The organism is Frankia sp. Mgl5 (assembly GCF_023242985.1).
GTDB classification, from domain to species: Bacteria; Actinomycetota; Actinomycetes; order Frankiales; family Frankiaceae; genus Parafrankia; species Parafrankia soli.
In genome coordinates, this window is sequence record NZ_JALKFY010000798.1 from 20,395 (window position 1) to 41,041 (window position 20,647).

Consider the following 20,647-nt stretch of genomic DNA (forward strand, 5'->3'; position numbering starts at 1 on the left):
GACGCCGTCCTGTCGCGCCCGACGGGCGGCCGCGCCGGCAGGCGCGGGTCAGGTCTTGCCGCGGACCAGCAACGGCAGGTCGTGGGCGTAGTCGGCGACCGAGGTGCCCGTCAGGTAGGCGACCCGGGCGGTGCCGTCCGGGCTGAACGCGGTCACCTGCGCGCTGTGCGTCACGTTCACGGTGCCGTCGGCCTCGCGCACCGCCGGCTCGATCGCGACGTCCAGTGCGTCGGCGAACTCCTTGATGTGCGGCCAGGTGCCGGTCAGGCCGATGAAGGACGCGTCGAACTGGTCCAGCCAGCGGCGGATGACCGGCCCGGTGTCGCGGTCCGGGTCGGTCGAGACGAACACGACCCGGATCCGGTCGCGGTCGGCCGCGGAGAGGCTCTCCAGTGCCGCGTCGAGGTCGGCCATGGTGGTCGGGCAGATGTCGGGGCAGTTCGTGAACCCGAAGAACACCAGCGTGACCCGGCCGGCGGTCGCCTGGTCCGTCCGCAGGTCGAACGGCGCCCCGGCGGTGTCGACCAGCGTCGTGGTGGGCTTCGCGACGGGGGTACCGAGAGACACACCGCGCACCCCGGCCGCCCCGCTGGCCTCGCTGAGATCGACCACGGCCGGGCCGGACGAGCCGTCGCCCCCGGAGCCGCAGGCCGCCCCGGTGAACAGCAGCACGGCCGCCGTCGCGGCGCACGCCAGGCCGGTGGACGTCCGCCCGCGCCGCCCGCGCTGTCGGTCCTGCCGGTCCCGTCGAGGCTCCGGGCGCGGCGGGCCTGGCGGGCCTGGCGGTTCAGACCCCTCGGGCGGCGCAGACCGCTCAGGCCGCTCAGGCCGCAAGGCGGACCAACTCCTCCGCCTGCTGCTGCCACCAGGCGCCGGCCTCGGGGTCGCCGCGTCCGCATTCGCCGTCGCTGGCACCCGGGGTCTTGATCCAGAGGAACGCGTCGGCATGCGGTGAGCCTGTCTCGATCGTCGGGGCGATCCCCAGGCCGCGTCCCGGCGGGTTGCACCACGGGTCCTGGATGCCGTCGGCGGGGCCCTGGCCGTTGCGGGAGGTGTCCACCACGAAGTGGGTGCCGCCGGTCAGGGCCGAGACGACCTCGCCGCGGGCGGTCTCGTCCTCGGTCCGGTAGTAGTTCGAGACGTTGACCGCGAAGCCACGGGCGCCCTTGATCCCGGCCCGTAGGAGCCGGTCGGCGATCACCGGGGCGGCCGTCCAGCCGCAGTTCGCGCCGTCCAGGTAGACGCTGGTGTTGGGCAGCGCGCCGTAGACGCCGACCGCGTCGTTGAGCAGCGCGTAGCGCTCGGCCTGCTGGTCGGCGGGCAGGCTGTCCATCTGGCCGAGCGAGTCCGGCTCGAGGACGACGACCGCGCGGGCGTCACTGATCGCGCCGGCGACCTGGCGGGTGAACGTCCGGTAGGCGTCGGCGTTGGGCAGGCCGCCGGCGGAGTGTCCGGCACCCGCGTCGCGGTGCGGGATCGCGTAGATCATGAAGATCGCGGTCGTGCCGGTGTCGCGGCTGGCGGAGACGCGCGTGCGGACCTCGCCGGACACGTCCCGCAGCCAGTCGCCGACCGGGAACGCGGTGGGGGTGTTGACCAGCGGCGCGATGGTCTGGGCACGGGCCGGGTCGCGGTTCGCCTCCTCGGCCGCCTGGCTGTTGCGGTCGAGGAGGAAGGGTGCCGCCGGAGCCGGATCGGGGGAGGAGGCGGACTCGGCCGGCCGCTGGGCGCCGGCCGGGTCGCCGGCCGGACAGTTCGGTCCGACCGCTGTCAGTGGACCGGTGGGGACGTCCGGTGTGGCTACGGCCACAGAGGGTGTTACCGGGGTGGGGTTCGAGCCCCCGCCGCAGGCGGCGAGGGCGAGCACCGCGGCCGCCGTCGCCCCGGCGGCACAGGCCCGGCGCCGCAGGCGGGCGCGGCCTGGCCGACCCGGCCGGTCCCGAAGCTCGCGCCATCGCGGCTTCGGTCCGTTGCCGTCTTCCGCCCGGACGGTCACCCGGCATCCCCCTTGCTCCCGCGATCCAGGCTTCCGTGATCCAGCCGGCCGGGCCAGACGCCTGTGCTGCGCCGATTGAACCCGTCCCAGGCTAGTACTGACCGTCCGGCTGGCCCGAATGGTGGGGGTGTGGGCTCACTGGACCTGCACCCAGGTGGCGACGGACGGAATGTTCTTGCCGTTGTCGACGAAGAGCATGTACCAGTCCGGCGGGAGCAGGTTGGCGTTGTCGGGAACACTCACCGTTACCTTGCCGTTCGCCTGGCTGACCACGGGGAGGGCCACCGAGCGCTGCTCGGTGTCGGTCACGTGCGTGTAGGCGCCCGGCCGGATCAGGCGGACCTTGGAAACATCCTGCGAGACACCCAGATCGATTGTGGTGCCACGGGTCACCGAGGTCGGCGCGGTTTTGATGACCGGCCGCTCACCCTGATACATGTACGGCGGACTGTAGATCTCGATCCGGGTCTCGAAGAAGTTGTCGTCGCTCAGCGGATTCGAACCGAAAACCGCCACCCGGCCGTCGGGCATCAGTAGATAGCTCGAGTGGTAGTCCCGGCCGACGAGCGGATCGGCGGCCGGGGTGAAGGTGTTCGTGTCCGGGTGGTAGAGCTCCGCCGTCTGGGTGTCCTTCTGCCGGTAGGCGGTGGAGCCGCCGGAGACGAGCACGGTGTCGTCCGGCAGGACGACGACACCCGGGTACCGCTTCGCGACGGTGGTGTTCGGCCCCTGCACGTAGTGCGGGTTCGGGTCGTCCAGGTCGACGATGGCGGTGCGGGCGGTGGCCACCTGGGTGTCACCCACGCCGCCGCCGGCGACGAACATCACCCGCTGTTCCTGGGCCGGCGGCAGCAGCACCGTTCCCGCGGTCTCGTTGATCTCCGGCTGGGGCAGACCCGGAACCGCCTGGAACGTACCGTCGGTGAGGCTCCAGAATCCGGGCTGGCGGGCTTCCAGTGAGGCCGGCCCGTAACCGGCGTTCGCGCCGGAGAAGAACAACCGCCCGTCCCCGGCGAGCAGCAGCGACGGGTACGTCGGGAACTCCTTGACCAGCCCCTCGTTGTGGATCCATGTGCGGTTCGCCTGGTCGAACCACTCCGTGTTGCCCGGGTCGATGTCGCCCTTGTCGTTCAGGCCGGAGACCGCGACCACCTGGCCACTGGCCAGAGTGACCAGCGTCGGGTACCACCTGGCGAAGTTCAGGTCGCCGGTCTTCTCGTACCGCTCCGTCTGCGGATTGAACGTGTAGCTGTCCTTGAGCCCCTGGTACTCCTGCTTCTTGCCGTCCGGCGAGTCCTGGGCGAGGACCTCGTACTTCTTCGTACCGCCGGCGATGAGCAGGTCACCGCTCGGGAGAAACGCCTGGCCGGCGCAGAAGACGTCCCACGGGGTGTAGATCTGCTTGAAGGTGTTGGCGACCGGGTCCCACAGGATGGTCTCGAAGCGCTTCGCGTCGAAGTTGGCCTGATTGTTTCCCGAACCGGCCAGCAGCAGAATCTTCCCGGTGCGCAGCATCGCCGCGTGGATGGAGCGTGAACCGGGGTCGGCGACGATGTCCCAGCGGCCGTACTGACGCATGTAGTCCGGCTGGTGCGAGCGCCAGGTGTCGTACTTGTCGGTCGCCCAGGCGCTGAGGAACGGGCCGTTCCCGGCCACGATGACAATGGCTAGGCAGCAGACCTGGACCACTCGCCATCGACGCGGCCCGCTGATTATTTTCATCGTCCCATCAGATTCTCGTCATGGCCATCAGCCGATCTCTTCCAACAGGCCGTCGAGTGACACCCGCCGGCGGCGGGGATGCAGGGTCATCGTGACGTCCTCGGTGTAGTGCGGAACGCCGGCGGGGGAGCGGCCCTCCCGGGCGAGCGCGGCCCGCCGGGCGGCGAGGACCTCCTCCGGCGACCCCTGCCGGGAACGGAGAGTCACGATCGTGTCCTGATCGACATCGTCGGGGTTCGCCGAGTCGCGCCGCAGCCCGGCGGCGGCCAGAACGGCGCCGACGACCGGCCGGGAGGTTCGGACCGTGTCCTCAGGAGCGCCCGTGCCGGCACCGGCACCGGGGCTGTTCGCGTCGTCGGCGGCGACGATGGCCGCGATCCTCGGCTTCGCCGTGCGCACGGTGTCGTCGCTGAACCGGCCCGGGGCCGGTGGCTGCTCGGCATCCCCGCGGTCCCCCGCGGCGTCGCGGGCACCGACGGACTCGAGGCCGGTCAGCGTCGGATCGTCGCGTTCCCACTCCGCCCGACCGGTGCCCGCGTGCTCGGGGAAGTGCGCCGGCCTGGGCCGCCGCCGTCCGGGCGCGGCGGGACGTCCCGGCTGCGCCCGGCGTGGCTGGGCGGGCCGGGGCTGGTTCGGGCGCGCCGGCCGGATCGGGTGTGGCTGGGTGAGTGGCGGCGCCGGCGGGGGGACGGGGGGAACCGTCCGCTCGGTGCCGGGCGCCTCCGGGAGCGGCGTGCCGACGGTCGCCGGGTCGACGTCGGCCGGCCTGGTCCCGAAGCCCTTCCCACCGGATCCCGTTCCGCCGGGCCCTCTCCCACCGGCACCGCCGCCGCCGATCGCCCCCATGACGGTCGTGTCCGCCGCGCTCGGGTCGAGGGTGGACGTCTCGATCGTGGCCGGGTCGACGGGCCCGCGGTCGCCGGTGCGCTGCGGCGGGATGTGGGCGGCCGGCAGCGGATTGGGAGCCACCGCCCGCCGCGGGGCCAGGATCGGCTCGATCAGCCACAGCCCGATGGGAATCAGGCAGGTGATGATCGACAGTGAGGCCCAGACCATGTTCGCCGGGTACAGATGACCGAAGACGGCGGCGCCGGCCACGGACCCGCCGGAAACCGCCGCCCAGAACAGGTGCTTGCGGAAGGTCACCAGGCGGTCCGGGCTGGCCGCGTTCCCCTTGGGGGTGACGACGAAGCCGAGCTTGCGGCGGGTCAGCGCGCCGACGAGCGCCGTCGAGTAGAACGGCGTGCACAGCACGGACACGAAGATCCCGCTCATGCCCGCGCTGCCCTTCTCCTCGTGCGGGCTGATGTTGAACCGCCGCAGCCAGAAGTAGAGCAGCATCCGGGCCACGAACACGTCGACGTAGAGCGCCAGCCAGGCCGAGACGTGCACGACGACGCCGGTCGAGCCGAGCGCCATGTACAACACGGTGAGCAGGTTGCCGATGATCCAGGTGATCGCGACGGTGGGGTAGTGCACCATCAGCGTCAGGTAGTGCAGGCGCGGGCCCCAGCTCAGCGCCTTGAGCCGCCGCGGCGCCTCGGTGACCATCACCTCGTTGGCGCCCCGGGCCCACCGCAACTGCTGGCTGAAGAAGTCCGTCCAGTTCGCCGGGCCCTCGCCGACGGCGACCACGTCCGGGGTGTAGACGGACGTCCAGCGGTGGCCGGTGACCTTGTTGTGGGCGCCGTGCACGGCGAAGGACGTCGCCAGGTCCTCGGTGATGGAGTCCTGGAATCCGCCGATCTGCTCCCAGGTGGCCACCCGGTAGGCGTGGTTGGTGCCGACGAACATGCCGGCTGCGAAACGGTTCGCGGCCCGCTGGATCACCGAGTGGAACATGTAGTTCTGGGCCTCGGCGCCCCGGGTCAGGTAGTGCCGGAAGTTCCCGTAGACCTGCGGGCCGACCACGAAGGCCACATTCGGGTCGCGGAAGTACCCGAGCATCCGGTCGGCGAAGTTCGGCAGCGGGATGTGATCCGGGTCGACGGAGAGCACGACGTCGTACTTGTGGCCGTGCGCGTCAAGCCACGAGTTGTGGTTGCCGTGCTTGGTCTTGGCCCGGAACCGTCCTTTCGGCGTGTTCCACTTGTCCACGCCCTTGCGGGAGAAGTGGTGCACACCGGTCTCCCGGCACATCGCCTTCACCGCCGGGTCGTTGCCCTCGTCGAGCAGCCAGACGTCGATCTGCTCGCTGTACTGGATGTTGCGGGCGGCGATCAGGGTGTCCCGGACGATGTCGACCGGTTCCTTGGACGGCACGATCGTCGTGGTGAACGCCACTCGAAGCCCCGGGGGCGGCAGCACCGGCACCGGGTCGCGCATGATCATCGAGGACCAGCACAGGATGATGGAGCTCAGCAGCCGAATACCCTCGGTGACCACGATCAGCCAGAACATGATGTGGTTCCCGATCGCCACGGACGTCGGGAGGTATTTCGTGTTCGGATAGTGGGCCGGCTGGAGAAGCCAGACGAAGAACAATGACGACAGGCCCAGCGTCGCGATGAGCAGCGGCATGACCTGCCAGAGCACACGACCCGCCATGAGACGCCGGTACTCGACATGGTGCACCGCACCTTCGGCCGGGCGCGTCAACGGCCCGGCGAGCGTCGAGAAGGTCGCGTAGTCGTATGCCACTGCTGTCCCAAACGGTCGTCGCGGAGATGGTGCCGAACGGATCCTGGGTGAACCTGTGGAATTCGGCGCGGGACTCCGCGGTCAGGTCAGGATGTGTCGCGGTCGAGGCTGCGGTCGGGGTCGCCTTCACGCTCGGGGCTGAGCTCGTGGTCGGGTGCGCGGCCCGCCGGAGGGGAAGCGGCGTCTGTGGGCCGGGATACGTCGCCGCCGGGTCGTGTGCTTCGCTCTAACACCAGCCGTACGCATCCCGCGACCAGGATGACGGCTCCGGCCGCCAGAATGACCCAGAGACCGAACGCGGTTCCGTGGGTCGCCGCCGGATTCTCGGTCTGGAAGGTTCCGATTCGGAGCCGTTCGAGCTTGCGGGCCACCGGTTCAGCGGTCTGCAGCGCGGTGAGCGGAATGATGACCATCACCAGGCCTGCGACCGGGATCAGTCGGCGCAGCCAGATGTTCTCCTCGGCCGGTGGGATCAGGACGAGCAGAGTAACGACCACCCCGACCGCGAAGACAAGCTGCCCCGCCGGCGCGAGCTCCCAACCCGTCTGGTTCACGACGAGGAGATCGGCGCCCCGGTCGGCGAGGGTCGCGTGGGTCCAGGGACGGAACGACGCGAGTGCGGCGATCACACCGGCGAGCGAGCACACCGGTCCAGTCGCGGTGACGAGCCGGAAGCGGAGAGTTCTCGTCTCTGCTCCGCTCGGCCGCGGCCTCGCTGGTGAATCCGCCCCCATTGATGTATCCCACCCTCGAGGAACACGAAGTGCTTGCCGTCAATCGGCCGTCATCGTACATACCTCCGCTGTGGGCCCTGGCTCGTGGTGCTTTACGGGCCATGATTGCGTGCCTCTCACGTAACGGTTCACCGTGCCGTGAGCGCAACCACGTCATTACAGTGACGTGAGTGTCGGGCTCTCGGGTTTTCTCTGCTACGAAGGCTCGAAGGTGGCGGACGGTCGCCCATCGGCCACACTGCTCACGCACGCCGGAGCGTCAATTATTCGGCCGGAGTTGTTCGCGTGCGTGCTACTTGGCCTGCCTGGAGCGCGACGACGTCTGTGCGTAGCCAGCCGCCGCGTCTTCGTGGCGGTCCCGAATCAACGTGCGGCACCCGGCGAATCTCGACACCAACGAGGGTGCCCGAACGGTGGTCGGGATCACCGAGCCCGATCGACGCGCGGGTCGGGACGAACAGGAGAACGGCCCGCGCGGTGTCGTCGACGTCTACGACGGTGCCGCCGACGCGCACGGCGCAGCCCCGGCGCGTGCTCGTGTGCCACTCGTCACGGTGGGCCCCGGAACGAGTCGGGCGGCAGGGACGTCAAGGCACGAACTGTGGCACGGTTGGGCACAGGGACGAGAGAAGAGGGACTGCCGTGCGAGAAGCAGTGATCGTGGAGGCGGTGCGCACGCCGATCGGGAAGCGCAACGGCTCCCTGGCGGGCGTGCACCCGGTGGAGCTGGGCGCCCTGGTGCTCAACGAGCTCGTCAACCGGACCGGGATCGATCCCGCGCTCGTCGACGACGTCCAGTGGGGGTGCGTGACCCAGCTCGGTGACCAGTCGAGCAACGTCGGCCGGTACACCGTCCTCGCCGCTGGCTGGCCCGAGAGCGTCCCCGGGGTCACCGTGAACCGGGCGTGCGGATCGAGCCAGCAGGCGCTCGACCACGCCGCGTTCGCCGTCATGTCCGGCCAGCAGGACCTCGTCGTGGCCGGCGGTGTCGAGTCGATGAGCCGCATCCCGATGGGTGCCACCCGGCAGATGGGCGAGCCCTACGGGCCGAGCGCCAAGGCACGCTACGACGGCACCGACTTCAACCAGATCGTCGGCGCCGAGCGGATCGCGCGCCGCTGGGGCTTCTCCCGCCAGCAGCTGGACGAGTTCTCCTCGCTGAGCCACGAGCGCGCGGCGGCGGCGATCGACGCCGGCGCCTTCGAGCAGCAGATCGTCGCCGTGCCGACCGAGTCCGGCCCGTTCACCGTCGACGAGGGCCTGCGGCGCGGCACGACGCCGGAGAAGCTCGCCGGGCTCAAGCCCGTCACCGGCGAGGACGGCCTGCTGCACGCCGGAAGCTCCTCCCAGATCTCCGACGGCGCCGCCGCGCTGCTCGTGACCACGCCCGAGAAGGCGCGCGAGCTGGGCCTGCGACCGATCGTGCGCTACCACAGCGGCGCGGTCGTCGGCTCCGACCCGTTGCTCGTCCTGAGCGGGCCGATCCCGGCGACGGAGAAGGTCCTCGCCCGGGCCGGGCTCTCCATCGGTGACATCGGCGCGTTCGAGGTCAACGAGGCGTTCGCCTCCGTCCCGCTGGCCTGGCTGGCGGACACCGGCGCCGACCCGAAGGTCCTCAACCCGCTGGGCGGCGCCATCGCGGTCGGGCATCCCCTGGGTGCCTCGGGCGCGATCCTGATGACCCGCCTCGCCCACCACATGCGCGACAACGGCATCCGGTACGGGCTGCAGACCATGTGCGAGGGCGGCGGCACCGCCAACGCCGCGATCGTGGAACTCGTCGCTGACTGACCAGCCGCTCCCGGAGGATCCCCGACCCCGATCCGCCGGAGTGAATCCCGTCGCCGAGGCGCTCTACCGGACCATCCGGCAGCGTCGGGACGTCCGCGGGCAGTTCACCGGGGAGCCGCTCGGGCCCGGCGTGCTGCGCCGTGTGCTGGCCGCGGCGCACGCGGCGCCCAGCGTCGGCCTCAGCCAGCCGTGGGACTTCATCGTCGTGGCGAACGCCGCGACGAAGGCGGCGCTGCACGCCCACGTCCAGCACGAGCGGCAGGTGTTCGCCGCCACGCTCAGCGGCGAGCGGGCCGAGCGGTTCGCGGAGATCAAGATCGACGGCGTGCTGGAGTCGACGCTCTCGCTGGCCGTCACCTACGACGCGTCCCGCGGCGCCCCGGCCGTCCTCGGCCGGCACGCCATCGCCGACGCCGGCCTGTACTCGGTGTGCCTGGCGATCGAGAACCTCTGGTTGGCGGCGACGGCGGAAGGGCTCGGCGTCGGATGGGTGTCCTTCTACCAGGAGGCTTTCGTCCGCGAGCTGCTCGGCCTGCCGGCGGGCCTGCGCCCGGTGGCCTGGCTCTGCCTCGGACCGGTGACCCACCTGGAGTCCACCCCCGACCTTGAGCGCCACGGCTGGGCCCACCGTCGCCCCCTGGACGCCGTCGTCCACCACGAGCGCTGGACGCCCTCCCCCACCGAAGCCGAGGCAACGGTCGGGAACGGAACCGGCCCCCCGGACTGACCGGAGCGCACGCCACCACCCGGAGCCGCCACCCGGAGCCACCACCCCGGGGGGCGGGGCCCGGGAAGGAGTCATCAACCCGCCACGCAACTCCGGGTGGGGTGGGGCTAGCGAGTGGGGAACCGGCCTGGGATTCGGGTCGAGGCCGTGCGCGGCTCGGGCACCGGCGGGTACGGGGGGCGGTAGGCGGGGTCGATCTGCGTGGTGAGGTCGGTGCCGGCGGACCTGTTCGCCCAGGCGCGGGCGTTGCGGCGGTGGATCTCGTGCATCTGCGCCACGAACCGTTCCGGGTCGCGCACGGTCCGGTCGACCAGGCCCTGCAGCGTGGCCAGGGATGACCTGGTCTCCGGGTCGAGGTCGTCGAGGTGGAACGGCCGGCCCTGCTCCAGGGCGCGGACGGGCGGGCAGTGGCGGAAGCAGGCGCGCAGGTCCGCGCCGAGGTGCTCGCGCAGGAACGCGACATCCGAGTCATCGGAGATCTTGTTGCCCACGGCCGACACGGTGATCTCGTAGTCCGCCGCGTACTCCCGGTACTGGTCGTGGACGGCGACCGCCTTCCGGGTCGGCTCGCAGACCAGGAAAGTGTGGTCGAAGCGGGTGAACAGCCCGGACGCGAACGCGTCGGCCCCCGCCGTCATGTCGACGACGACGTACTCGCCGGCGCCGTCCACCAGGTGGTTCAGCAGCAGCTCGACCGCGCCGAGCTTCGAGTGGAAGCACGCGACGCCGAGGTCGTCCTCGGTGAACGCGCCGGTCGCGAGTAGCCGGACACCGTCGACGTCCACGCCGAAACGCTTCCACAGCGGGTTGTCGTCACCCGTCCGCAGCAGCCGCGACCCGGGGCCGGGCGGTGTCGTCTTGACCATCATCCCGGCCGACGGGATGCGCGGGTTGCTGCCGCGCAGGTAGTCCTTGATCACGTCGAGGTGTTCGCCCATCGGCGGCGCCGTGGCCTCCTCGCCGCCCGCTCCGCCGAGCGCCGCACCGAGGTGCTGGTTGATGTCGGCGTCGATGGCCAGGACGGGATGACCTCGCGCGGCGAGGTGGCGGCACAGCAGGGCCGAGAGCGTGGTCTTTCCGCTCCCGCCCTTACCGACAAAGGCGATCTTCATGGTGACTGTCTCCGAGGTCGTGGCGGCGGTGCCGCATCAGAGCGGCATCATAACCGTTATCGTTTTCGATAAGCTGGAGGCGGGGCCGCCGGGTGACAACGCGGGCGGGCCGGCACGCGGACGCGCCGGCACACGGGCGGGCCGTGAGGCGCTGGTGCGGGGAGTGCCCGGCTCGCTCCCGGGCCGATGGTCTGGCCCGTGCCGGTGGCGGCGGTGCCGCGCGGCTGTCCCGCGCGTGGCTGCCCTCCACATGGCTGCCCTGCGTGTGGGCTGCCCCGTGCGGGCGTCGCGGGATACCGCTTATGAAAGCGTTATCCTCGGGAAGATCCCGCGATGTTTCGGCGTGGCGCATTTGCTCAATTTCTTTTTCGGTAAACGGAAAGTTTTCTTCGTTACCTGTCGTTTACCGGGTGAAGCGTCGCTGTGACATGCGCCCGCCAATAATCTATGCGGGTTCGCCGGAATTCGGCCTACTCCGGTCGGCGCGCGGCCGAGAAAAGCGGGCTGTCGGGCGCGGGTGCACCGCGGTCGGCGGCCGCCGTCCTGTTCGGCTGATTGGAGAGGATATCATCATGCCATTCGTGATCACCTCCGCGTGCATCGATGTCAAGGACGGCGCGTGCCTGGGTGGCGGATGCCCGGCCGACTGCATCTACGAGGGAAACCGCAAGATGTACATAAACCCCGACGAATGCACCGAGTGCGGGGCGTGTGCGGTCGCCTGCCCGGTCGGGGCGGCGATGATCGACGAGATGGTCCCGGACGAGGAGCAGGATTTCATCAAGAGCGAGGAACTGTTCTTCTCCGAGGTCCTGCCCGGCCGGGACGAGCCGCTCGGCGAGCCGGGCGGTGCCGCTGAGGTCGGCAAGATCAATGCCGACTCGGAATTCGTCGCCGCGTACAAGAAGTAGGTATCGCGGCGGGTGGAGGGGCACCTCGCCACGAGGCCACGCCGGCGGGTGATCGCCGCCGGCCTCCAGACAGATGCGCCTGGTCCGCTCCCTGGTCGATACTCGACCAGGGAGAAGCAGCGCCGTGAAGCCGTGCTTGCGATGCCCGTCCGTGGCCGAGGGGCGGCGTGCCGCCACGGTGAGCGGACGCCGCGGCGATCGTCTGGGGGATCATTGGTGGAACGGTCACGCCGGTCGGGGCGGTCGTGGTGAGACCGCCCAGCCAGGACGCGCTCTGGGAGGCCGTCACCAGCCGCAACGAGGGCATTCTTGCCACGATCGGCGAGACCGGGCTGCCCCACCTCTCGAATGTCTACTACGTTGCCGACGCCGAGCGCCGGCTGGTCCGTGTCTCGACGACGGGCGTCCGGGCCAAGGGCCGCAACCTGCTCCGCGACCCCAGAGCCGTGCTGCACGTGCCCGGCGGCGACTTCTTCAACTTCGCCGTCGCGGAGGGCGAGGTCACGCTGGCCGTCCCGAGCGCGCCGGGCGACGAGGCGACGGACGAGCTGTACGCCGTGCACTCGGTCTTCAACGGGGCGGCGGAGCGGCCGGCGTTCGACCACCAGATGCTCGAGGCAAGCCGCATGGTCATGCGGCTTGAGGTGAACCGCCTGTACGGCCTGCTGCACCGGGCCTGACGGGCCCGCCTCGTGGACGACTGGCAGGTCGGGGAAACGCCGGGAAGTGGAGGAACGCCCGTGGACGACTTCGCGGTGAGCTTCGAGGTGAGCAAGGACGTCGAGGCCATCAAGCAGTTGAAGGCCCGTTACTTCCGGCTGCTCGACACGAAGGACTGGGACGGCATGCGCGGGCTCTTCACCGACGACCTGGTGGTCGACACCACCGGGTCGGGCGGCGGGGTGATCGTCGGTGGCGACGCGTTCGTCGGTTTCGTCAGCTCGCATCTTTCCGACGCGGTCACCGTCCACCACGGCCACACCCCGGAGATCACACTGACCTCGCCGTCGGAAGCCACCGGCATCTGGGCCATGGAGGACCGGATCTGGTTCGCGAACGGCCACGCGATGACCGGTTTCGGTCACTACCACGAGACCTACGCGAAGATTGACGGCTCCTGGCGGATCGCCTCCTCGACGCTGACCCGCCTCCGCGTCGACATGACCGGACCTGCCACCGCCTGACGGAAATCGACCCCCCGCGAACGCGGGTCGTGGTATTCCCGTCGGCAAGGTCAGGGATAACGGGGCAGGTTAACCTACGGTGCCGGTCGGGCCGCCTCGGACCAGCCCCGGTCGCGCAACGCCTCCCAGGCGATGCGGACATGGGCGCTGGTGAACATCCTGTCCTTACGAGGGCTCCACTCCCGGACGAGCCGGCCTCCCGGCCGCGGTCAGGTCGGGTCGATGTGACGGGTGAGGAGTGCGCGGGCGTCGCGGGCTACGCCGATCATGCCGCGGCGTGCGGCGCGGTCGGCGACATCGCGCAGGTCGTCGAGGTCCACGGGGTCGCCGGCGAGCGCGGCGAGCTCCGCGGCGAACAGGCGGCAGCGCAGCAGAGCGCCGACGCCCTGCGCGCGGGTGGAGACCTCCACGGCGGTCCGCAGGTGCTCGCGCGCGCCTGGGAGGTCGCCGTCCAGTGCGGCCAGCCGGGCGAGGGCCAGCGCGACCGTGCCGACGTAGCCGCACTGGCCGACGTTCGCGACGCAGTGCGCGACCGGCGTCAGCCGTGCGGTCAACGTGGCGACCTGTGAGCGCAGGCCGAGGTCGGCGACCGCGTGGGCGAGCATCGTCAGCCGCGAGTGGGTGGTCCAGGTGACCGGCTCGACCTGCGCGATCTCCGCGATCAGCAGCTTGTCGGCATCAGGCTCGCCGCGGGCGACCGCGATCAGCGTCGGCGCCCACGGGACGAACGGGCTGACCGGCACCGGCTCGTCGGGCTCGACGGGATTGTCCAGCCGACCCTGCTCCCACCACAGGGCGAGCAGCGCGAGGTGGTACGCGCCACTCTCGTAGAGCTCGGTCTCCCGGTGCAGGGCGAAGGCGTGGTGGTAGATCTCCTCCGCCGTGGAGAGGTCGTCGTCCCGCCACAGCGCCAGTGAGCCCTGCGCCCAGCGGAACTGCACCCGGCTGGCCGGCAGCCGCAGCAGGTCGCTGCCGAGCGCGCCGAGCCGGACGTGCTCGGCGGACCCCGGGTCGCCCAGCTCCGTCTTCGCCAGGTAGAGCAGCCCGTGCGCGATCACCTCGTCGATCTGCGCGCTGGCGTGCGGGACGGTGGCCAGCCGGTTGAGCAGCTCGACGGACTCGGCGGCCCGTTCGGCGATCCCGGAGAACGCCACGGCCCGGGCGAGCAGCGCGTCGGCCAACGCCTCGTCGTCACCGATGCGTTCGGCCAGCTCGATCGCCCGGCGGCTGAGCAGGTCGGGGACGGAGCCGTCCGGGTCGTAGGCGCTGCCGACGGCGAGCGCCGCCAGCACCCGGACGTGCGCGGCGGGGTCGGCGGCGACGAGGGTCTCCAGGCCGGCGAGGCGTGCGAGCAGCGGCGCCGGGTCGTCGCCGTAGACGGCCCAGGGCCAGGATCCGCTGGTCCGCAGCAGCGTGGCGGCCAGCCGGCCGGCCGAGTCGAGCCGCCCGCGGCGCACCGCGTCGAGCAAGCCGGCGTCGACGACGTCGAGCACCGTCTGGCCGCGCCCGGCGCGGGCGAGCGCGCTGACCCGCGCGATGAGCACCTCGTCCCGGTCGATGTCGAGATCACCGGCGCTCCGGTCGAGGACGTCCAGCGCCTGGCCCCACCAGCGCGCGGCGGCTTCCGACTGCCAGCGGCGCTCCGCGTCGAGGGCGGCGGCGCGGCAGGCGTCGAACACGTCGGCGGACTCGGCCAGCGGCCAGGCGGCGGCGAGATGCGCGGCCCGGCGGGAGAGCGCCTCGCCCCCGCCGGAGCCTCCGTTGACTGGGCAACCGTCCACCGGGCCGAGGGCCTCGGCCACCCGCAGGTGCAGCCGCTGGCGGCGCAGGCTGGAGATCCCGGCGACGACCTCGTCGCGCAGCAGCGCGTGCGCGAACATGTACCGCCCGGTGCCGGCGGCCTGGACGATCACATGTTCGTCCGAGGCCTCGTCCAGCAGGTCGGCGAGCTCGTCGCGGTCGAGCCGGGTCACCTTGCCGAGCAGGTCGATGTCCAGGACGTCGCCGATGACGGCGGCGGCGCGCAGCACCTGGAGCACCGCCGGATCGAGGATGGCGAGCCGCTGCCCGAGCACCGAGCGCACGGCGACGGGTACCTTTCCGCCGGCGCGGTCCTCGGCGGGCAGGCGGGCGTACTCGCAGACGAAGAACGGGTTCCCGCTGGTCCGGTCGGCCAGCTCAGCGGCCTCGGCGTCGTCGATGGCCTGGCCGCTGATCCGGTTGACCAGCTCCGACACCTCACCCTCGGTCAGCGGTGGGACGGCCAACCGCCGTGATCCGTGCCGGCGGGCCGCGGCGGCGAGCAGCCGGTCGAGCTCGGGGCGGCCGGTGACGTCCCTGGCGGTCACGACGAGGGCCAGCCCGGGGCACGCCCCGGCGTCGGCGAGGTGGGTGAGTAGCCGCAGGCTCGCGGTGTCCGCCCAGTGGACGTCCTCGGCCACCACCAGCAGCGGACGGGTCCGCGCGGCCTCGGAGAGTGCGTCGAGCACCCGGCCGTAGACGACGAACCGGGCCGCGTCCGCGTCGGCGCCACTCGGCGGGGTCAGCAGGTCGTCGGGGTCGGCGCCGAGGTCACGCAGCAGTTGGCGCACCGGCCACCAGGGCGGTACGGCGTCGTCGTCGGGGCACCCCGTCCGTGAGACCGCCCCGCCGGCCCGGTGCCAGCCGGCGGCGGCCTCCTCGGCGAGCCGGCTCTTACCGATGCCCGCGGGGCCGGTGAGAACCACCCAGCGGACGGGCCCGGCCATCGCCTCGGACAGCACCGAGTCGAGCACGGCGATCTCGCGCACCCGGCCGACGAGCTCCCCGTACCGGACTCCCGGCGTTCCCTCGCCTTCGGACGTCCCGCTGCCGGCCATGGTGGTCGGGGCGGCGGTGCGGGCCGCGTCGGCGGCGATCGGGTTGGCGGCGATCGGGTTGCCGGCGTGGGCCGCGGCGGCGCTGGTGGCTGGGCCGATGGAAGCGTTGGTTGGGCGAGTGGAGGCGTTGGCCGGGTCGGTGGGAGTGGCTCGGTCGGCGGTGCGGGGGGAGGCCGGCCAGGAATCCAGCGCCGGGTCCTGGCGCAGGATGGCGCCCTGCAGGTCGCGCAGCGCCGGGCTGGCCTCCAGGCCGAGCTCGTCGGCCAGCCTCCGGGCGTGGTCGCGGAAGGCGTCGAGGGCCTCGGCCGCGCGCCCCGCCCGGTAGAGCGCGATCATGTGCAGGTGGCAGGCGTGTTCCGCTAGCGGGGCGTCGTGCACCAGCTGGCGGGAGCGCAGCACCGCGGCGGTGATCCGCCCGGAGCCGAGCAGGCCGACGACCGCGCTCCGCTCGCACTGCGCCCACCGCTCGTCGACCGCGTTCGCCACGCCGCGCACCCACGACTCGTCGCCGAACTCGGCGAGCAGCGGGCCCCGGCGCAGCGCCGCCGCCCGGTCGGCGGCCGCCACCGCGTCCGGCCAGTCCCCGGTGTCGGCAGCGGCCTGGGCCCGGTCGCACTCCCGCTCGAACAGCCGCAGGTCCAGGTCGTCCGGGGGGACGTCCGCCAGATAGCCCGGGGTGCGGCGGACGATCGGTGAGGTGGCCCGCTCGTCGTCGCGCAGCAGCCGCCGCAGGTTGGAGATGTGCGCGTGCAGACTGGAGAGCATGCTCGGCGGATGCTCGTCGCCCCACACGGCGCCGGCCAGGCGGTCGACGGAGACCACCCGGCCGGCGTCCAGCAGCAGGGCGGCCAGTACCGCCCGCTGCTTGGGGCCGCCGAGCTGGACCGGCCGGCCGTCCCGGACGACCTCGATCGGCCCGAACAGGCGGTAGTACGGCACGCCCCTCATGATGCCGTCTTCGCGGCACTGGCTCGCGGGATGCGGGATCAGGACCGCGCCCGCGACTGCACCAGACCGGCGGCGGCCCGCACCGGGTGTGAGGCGGCCATCCGCGCGCGCGGGTCGTAGCTGGCGGTGAGCGTGGCGAGGCGGGCCAGCGCGGCCATGTCGTACTTGAGCGCGACGAGCACCGGGTCCGTGGTCGAGCCGAAGTTCGGCGCGGAGATTCCACCGGACCACGGCTGCACCGCGTCCATCACCGCGGCGGCGTGCCCGGCTGTGGCCTCGACGATCGGCGGGGCGGCGATGCCGATGGTCAGCAGGGAGTAAGCCGCTTCCCGGTGGCAGACGGCGCTCGACTCCCGGGGCTCGCGGGCCAGCGCGCCGCCGAGCAGCCGCAGCTCGACGAACACCTGCGGGCAGTCGGCGGCCGGCCCGATCAGCGCGAGCAGGGTGCGCACCGCGGCGTCCGGCAGCTCCCGCAGCAGCACCGACCGCTCGTGGACGGGCATCGGGTCGACCGGGTCGGCGTGGATCATCCCGAGCGCGTTGAACGGCATGACGCAGAGCCCGCCGAAGATCGCTGGCGCGAGGCCGCGGATCGGGTCGATCGCCCGCTCGCCGTCGGCCGGGTCCCCGACCCAGGCGTAGCGGACCGCGACGGTGCACCGGCCCGCCAGCGGCGGGGGCACCGCCGGCATCGCCGGCAGCCGCATGATCGCGATGGACGTCGACGCCTGCTCCGGCAGCCCCGCCGACCACGTCTTCCACGCCGACAGGACCCGGTCGGCGTCCGCGCCGTCGAAGTAGAGGCAGCCGCCGTAGATCCGGTCGACGTCCAGCAGTTCGAACTCGACGGCGGTGACCACGCCGAGCGCGCCCTTCCCGCCGCGCAGCGCCCAGAACAGCGCCGCGTTCTCCGTGGCGGTGGCCCGGCGCAGCTCGCCGTCCCCGGTGACGACGTCGAAGGCGGTGACGAGATCGCTTCCGAAGCCGAAGGTCCGCGCGACCGGCGACAGGCCGCCGCCGGTCAGGTACCCGACGACGCCGACGTGCGGCGAGGATCCGGCGAGCGCGCCGAGTCCGTGCTCGGCGGCGGCGTCGAGCACCCGCTGCCAGCGCACCCCGGCGCCGACCCGGGCCCGGCGGGCGGCCGGGTCGATGGTGACCTCGTCGAGGCGACCGGTGTGGACGAGCAGGCTCGGCCGGGTGTGGGCGAGGGCGCCGTGGCCGGTGGACTGGACGATGACGTCCAGGTCGTGGGCGTCGGCGAAGCGGACGGCGGTGACGACGTCGGTCGCGTCGGCGACCGCGACCACGGCCACCGGGGAGACGGCGACGGCGACGTTCCACGGGGTGGCGGCCGCGGCGTAGGCGGCGGTGCCGGGCAGCAGGACATCGCCGATGATCTTGCCGGCGAGGTCGGCCAGCGGCAGCTGCAGGGACGAGGAGTCGGGCGTGAAGGACATGACGGCTCCGTCTGGTCGAGCGGTGTCGAACGGGACGAGATGAGCGTGCGGTCTGCCGCTTGGACCCCACTTGTCGTTCGCCGCCGCCAGCTTGCGCCCCGCCGCCGTGCCACTTGGACGCCGCCGCCGTGCCGCTTGGGCCTCGTGGCCGTACGGCTTGGACGCCTGGTCACACCGCCCGGAGGCGCCTGGAAAAAGCGAGCAGGCACCGCGCTCCGAACGCGCGGCAGCGATGAGGCCGAGCGCTTCTCCAGCGGCCCGGACCGCCCCCGGGTCTTACGATGGCCGGGTGAGTCCGACCGCCGCGCGAGACGTCGTCGTCGACCGTGCCGCCCTGTTGGACTTCATCCGTCCCCGGCACCGCGGCATCCTCATGACCACCCGCCGGGACGGCAGACCGCAGGCGTCACCGGTGACGATGGGCGTGTCCGGCTCCGGCGACGTCGTGATCGCGACCTATCCGGAGCGGGCCAAGGTCCGCAACGCCCGCCGTGACGAGCGCGCCTCCCTCCTCGTGCTGTCGGACGAGTTCAACGGGGAGTGGGCGCAGGTGGACGGCACGATCACCGTCGTCGACCAGCCGGCGGCCGTCGAGGAGCTCGTCGACTACTACCGCAGCGTCAGCGGCGAGCATCCCGACTGGGACGAGTACCGCCAGGCGATGGTCCGGCAGGGCAAGGTGCTGCTGCGGCTGCGCGTCGACGGCTGGAGTCCGGTCAGTCGCGGCGGCTTCCCGGCCCATCTGCTCCAGGGCGCCGACCAGCCGAGCCCACCGAGCCCACCGAACCCACCGAGCCCACCGAGCCCACCGAACCCACCGAGCCCACCGAACCCGGGCGACTCCTGACCGCGACAGCGCGTCCCACCGCTTCCCGGCGCTAGGACTTCTTGTCCGTCCGGGGCTCCAGGCCTGGTCTGTGGGCTTCGGGTCCGGTTCGGGTTGTGGGTTCGGGCGGTTCGGAAGTGTGGCGGTTGGGTGTCATCCACGACTCGCTCACCCGCCACGCATCTCCGGAGCGCCCGGGGTCAGGCCCCGGGTGGCTCCTGATCTTCTCCGACTCCTGCTCCCGGTCCCGGATCTCCTCGCGCCCGGACCATCGGGTCTGACCGGGAGACCCTGCCGAGGCAATATTGACGTCGATATCAATAAGTGGTAATTTTCTCCCAGGTCAGTGATGACAAAAGGGGTGGTCGTGCGTCCCGGCCCTGTGCTGTGTCGGGGAGTCGCGCGGCTGTCTCGTGGCATTCGGCTGGAGTGGTTCGGCCAGCCAGTACGGAGGAATACGTGCCCGCGACCAAAGTCGACTTTCCCGTCTTCGACGCCGACAACCACATGTACGAGACACCCGACGCATTCACGAAGTTCCTCCCCGAGGAATACGCCGGCCTGATCAAGTATGTGCAGGTCAACGGGCGTGACAAGATCGCGGTCAGGGGTGTGATCTCCGAGTACATCCCGAACCCGACCTTCAGTGTCGTCGCGCGGCCGGGCGCCTGGGAGGACTACTTCAAGAACGGCAACCCGGACGGGAAGTCGACCCGGGAGCTGATGGGCAAGCCGATCCGCTCCCCGGAGGCCTTCTTCTCCCCGGAGCCCCGCCTCGCCCTGATGGACGAGCTGAACATCGACCGGGCACTCATGTGGCCGACGCTGGCGAGCCTGCTCGAGGACCGGCTCCGCATGGACCCGAAGGCCACGCACGTGGTCGTCCACGCGCTGAACCAGTGGATGCACGAGCACTGGAGCTTCAACTACGAGGACCGCATCTTCGCCACGCCGGTCATCACGCTGCCGATCGTGAGCGAGGCCATCAAGGAACTCGAGTGGATTCTCGAGCGCGGGGCGAAGATCATCCTCATCCGGCCGGCTCCCGTGCCCGGCTACGAGGGTTTCCGGTCGTTCGCGCTGCCCGAGTTCGACCCGTTCTGGCAGAAGGTCGTCGAGGCGGACATCACCGTCGGCCTGCATTCCTCGGACGACGGCCTGACCCGCTACTACAACATGTGGGAGGGCCGGCAGGACGGTGAGCACCTCCCGTTCGCCTCGCCGTCCGCCTTCCTCGACATCATGCACCTCCAGGGCCGGGGCATCTTCGACACCGTCGCCTCGCTGATCGGGCACGGACTCCTCACGCGGTTCCCGAGCCTGCGGATCCTGCCCGTCGAGAACGGCTCCGGATGGGTGCGTCCCTTCGTCGAGGCCGTCGGCACCTCGTACGCGCACAGCCCGAAGCTGTACGACGAGGACCCGCTGAAGGTGCTCAAGCGCAACGTCTGGATCCACCCGTTCCACGAGGAGAACCCGCGCGGCCTCATCGATCTCCTGGGCGTCGACCGGGTCGTCTTCGGATCCGACTACCCGCACGCCGAGGGGATGTCCGACCCGGTCTCCTACGTGAACGAGCTCGAGGGCCTGCCCAAGGAGGACATCGCCCGAGTGATGGGCGGCAACCTCGCCGAGGCGCTGAAGCTGCCCTTCGCAGCCTGAGGACGTCCCGCCTTTCGCGGGTCGCGCCCTGACAGACCGGCCTGGCCGGCATCGCACGGATCACTCGTGCGATGCC

At 71.6% G+C, this 20,647-nt stretch carries 15 protein-coding genes; 7 read left to right on the top strand and 8 right to left on the bottom strand.

Annotated features, from left to right (window positions below):
• Nucleotides 1–48: 48 nt before the first annotated feature.
• The 5 genes from MXD62_RS28290 to MXD62_RS28310 form a co-directional block, all read right to left on the bottom strand.
• Complete coding sequence (locus tag MXD62_RS28290; RefSeq protein ID WP_248832438.1) at nucleotides 49–672, bottom strand: SCO family protein; 624 nt, start codon at nucleotides 670–672, stop codon at nucleotides 49–51.
• Nucleotides 673–823: 151 nt separating this feature from the next.
• Nucleotides 824–1,996, bottom strand: coding sequence for a glycoside hydrolase family 6 protein (locus MXD62_RS28295; protein ID WP_248832439.1), 1,173 nt, complete (start codon nucleotides 1,994–1,996; stop codon nucleotides 824–826).
• Between the two features lie 135 nt (nucleotides 1,997–2,131).
• Nucleotides 2,132–3,718, bottom strand: a complete 1,587-nt coding sequence (locus MXD62_RS28300; RefSeq protein ID WP_251082442.1) for a galactose oxidase-like domain-containing protein — start codon at nucleotides 3,716–3,718, stop codon at nucleotides 2,132–2,134.
• Nucleotides 3,719–3,745: 27 nt separating this feature from the next.
• Nucleotides 3,746–6,358: a glycosyltransferase family 2 protein gene (locus MXD62_RS28305; RefSeq protein ID WP_248832441.1), complete on the bottom strand. Its 2,613-nt coding sequence runs from the start codon at nucleotides 6,356–6,358 to the stop codon at nucleotides 3,746–3,748.
• Between the two features lie 86 nt (nucleotides 6,359–6,444).
• A complete protein-coding gene (locus MXD62_RS28310) occupies nucleotides 6,445–7,005 on the bottom strand; it encodes a Trp biosynthesis-associated membrane protein (protein WP_248832442.1) in 561 nt (186 codons plus the stop codon).
• A gap of 729 nt (nucleotides 7,006–7,734) precedes the next feature.
• Here MXD62_RS28310 and MXD62_RS28315 point away from each other — a divergent pair.
• Nucleotides 7,735–8,883: an acetyl-CoA C-acyltransferase gene (locus MXD62_RS28315; protein WP_248832443.1), complete on the top strand. Its 1,149-nt coding sequence runs from the start codon at nucleotides 7,735–7,737 to the stop codon at nucleotides 8,881–8,883.
• 40 nt (nucleotides 8,884–8,923) lie between these two features.
• The gene (gene bluB, locus MXD62_RS28320) at nucleotides 8,924–9,610 is read left to right on the top strand and encodes a 5,6-dimethylbenzimidazole synthase (RefSeq protein WP_248832444.1); all 687 of its coding nucleotides are present in this window, start codon (nucleotides 8,924–8,926) and stop codon (nucleotides 9,608–9,610) included.
• A 107-nt stretch (nucleotides 9,611–9,717) separates the two neighbouring features.
• On the opposite strand, the gene MXD62_RS28325 is transcribed toward bluB, so the two are convergent.
• Complete coding sequence (locus MXD62_RS28325) at nucleotides 9,718–10,722, bottom strand: AAA family ATPase (RefSeq protein WP_248832445.1); 1,005 nt, start codon at nucleotides 10,720–10,722, stop codon at nucleotides 9,718–9,720.
• 572 nt (nucleotides 10,723–11,294) lie between these two features.
• Here MXD62_RS28325 and MXD62_RS28330 point away from each other — a divergent pair.
• The 3 genes from MXD62_RS28330 (at nucleotide 11,295) to MXD62_RS28340 (ending at nucleotide 12,817) form a co-directional block, all read left to right on the top strand.
• A complete protein-coding gene (locus MXD62_RS28330; protein WP_020464569.1) occupies nucleotides 11,295–11,633 on the top strand; it encodes a 4Fe-4S binding protein in 339 nt (112 codons plus the stop codon).
• A gap of 248 nt (nucleotides 11,634–11,881) precedes the next feature.
• On the top strand, nucleotides 11,882–12,313 hold the full coding sequence (locus MXD62_RS28335) for a TIGR03618 family F420-dependent PPOX class oxidoreductase (protein WP_248832446.1): 432 nt from the start codon (nucleotides 11,882–11,884) through the stop codon (nucleotides 12,311–12,313).
• Nucleotides 12,314–12,373: 60 nt separating this feature from the next.
• Nucleotides 12,374–12,817, top strand: a complete 444-nt coding sequence (locus MXD62_RS28340) for a nuclear transport factor 2 family protein (RefSeq protein WP_248832447.1) — start codon at nucleotides 12,374–12,376, stop codon at nucleotides 12,815–12,817.
• Nucleotides 12,818–13,026: 209 nt separating this feature from the next.
• Here MXD62_RS28340 and MXD62_RS28345 read toward each other — a convergent pair whose 3' ends face one another.
• Nucleotides 13,027–16,623: a BTAD domain-containing putative transcriptional regulator gene (locus tag MXD62_RS28345; RefSeq protein WP_248832448.1), complete on the bottom strand. Its 3,597-nt coding sequence runs from the start codon at nucleotides 16,621–16,623 to the stop codon at nucleotides 13,027–13,029.
• 38 nt (nucleotides 16,624–16,661) lie between these two features.
• Nucleotides 16,662–18,083 carry an FAD-binding protein gene (locus tag MXD62_RS28350; protein WP_248832449.1) on the bottom strand — a complete coding sequence of 474 codons (1,422 nt, stop codon included), beginning with the start codon at nucleotides 18,081–18,083 and terminating at the stop codon, nucleotides 16,662–16,664.
• Between the two features lie 289 nt (nucleotides 18,084–18,372).
• On the opposite strand from MXD62_RS28350, the gene MXD62_RS39420 reads away from it, so the two are divergent.
• Both MXD62_RS39420 and MXD62_RS28365 read left to right on the top strand, forming a co-directional pair.
• Entirely contained in the window at nucleotides 18,373–18,930 is a 558-nt protein-coding gene (locus tag MXD62_RS39420) for a PPOX class F420-dependent oxidoreductase (protein WP_308301342.1), read from the top strand.
• A gap of 438 nt (nucleotides 18,931–19,368) precedes the next feature.
• Nucleotides 19,369–20,571, top strand: coding sequence for an amidohydrolase family protein (locus MXD62_RS28365; protein WP_071064907.1), 1,203 nt, complete (start codon nucleotides 19,369–19,371; stop codon nucleotides 20,569–20,571).
• The last annotated feature ends 76 nt before the right edge of the window (nucleotides 20,572–20,647 follow it).

Bases quoted from the DNA above. Each gene is read 5' to 3' on its own strand.
- MXD62_RS28300 (WP_251082442.1), bottom strand. From the start codon at position 3,718: ATGAAAATAATCAGCGGGCCGCGTCGATGGCGAGTGGTCCAGGTCTGC.
- MXD62_RS28325 (WP_248832445.1), bottom strand. From the start codon at position 10,722: ATGAAGATCGCCTTTGTCGGTAAGGGCGGGAGCGGAAAGACCACGCTC.
- MXD62_RS28330 (WP_020464569.1), top strand. From the start codon at position 11,295: ATGCCATTCGTGATCACCTCCGCGTGCATCGATGTCAAGGACGGCGCG.
- MXD62_RS28345 (WP_248832448.1), bottom strand. From the start codon at position 16,623: ATGAGGGGCGTGCCGTACTACCGCCTGTTCGGGCCGATCGAGGTCGTC.
- MXD62_RS28350 (WP_248832449.1), bottom strand. From the start codon at position 18,083: ATGTCCTTCACGCCCGACTCCTCGTCCCTGCAGCTGCCGCTGGCCGAC.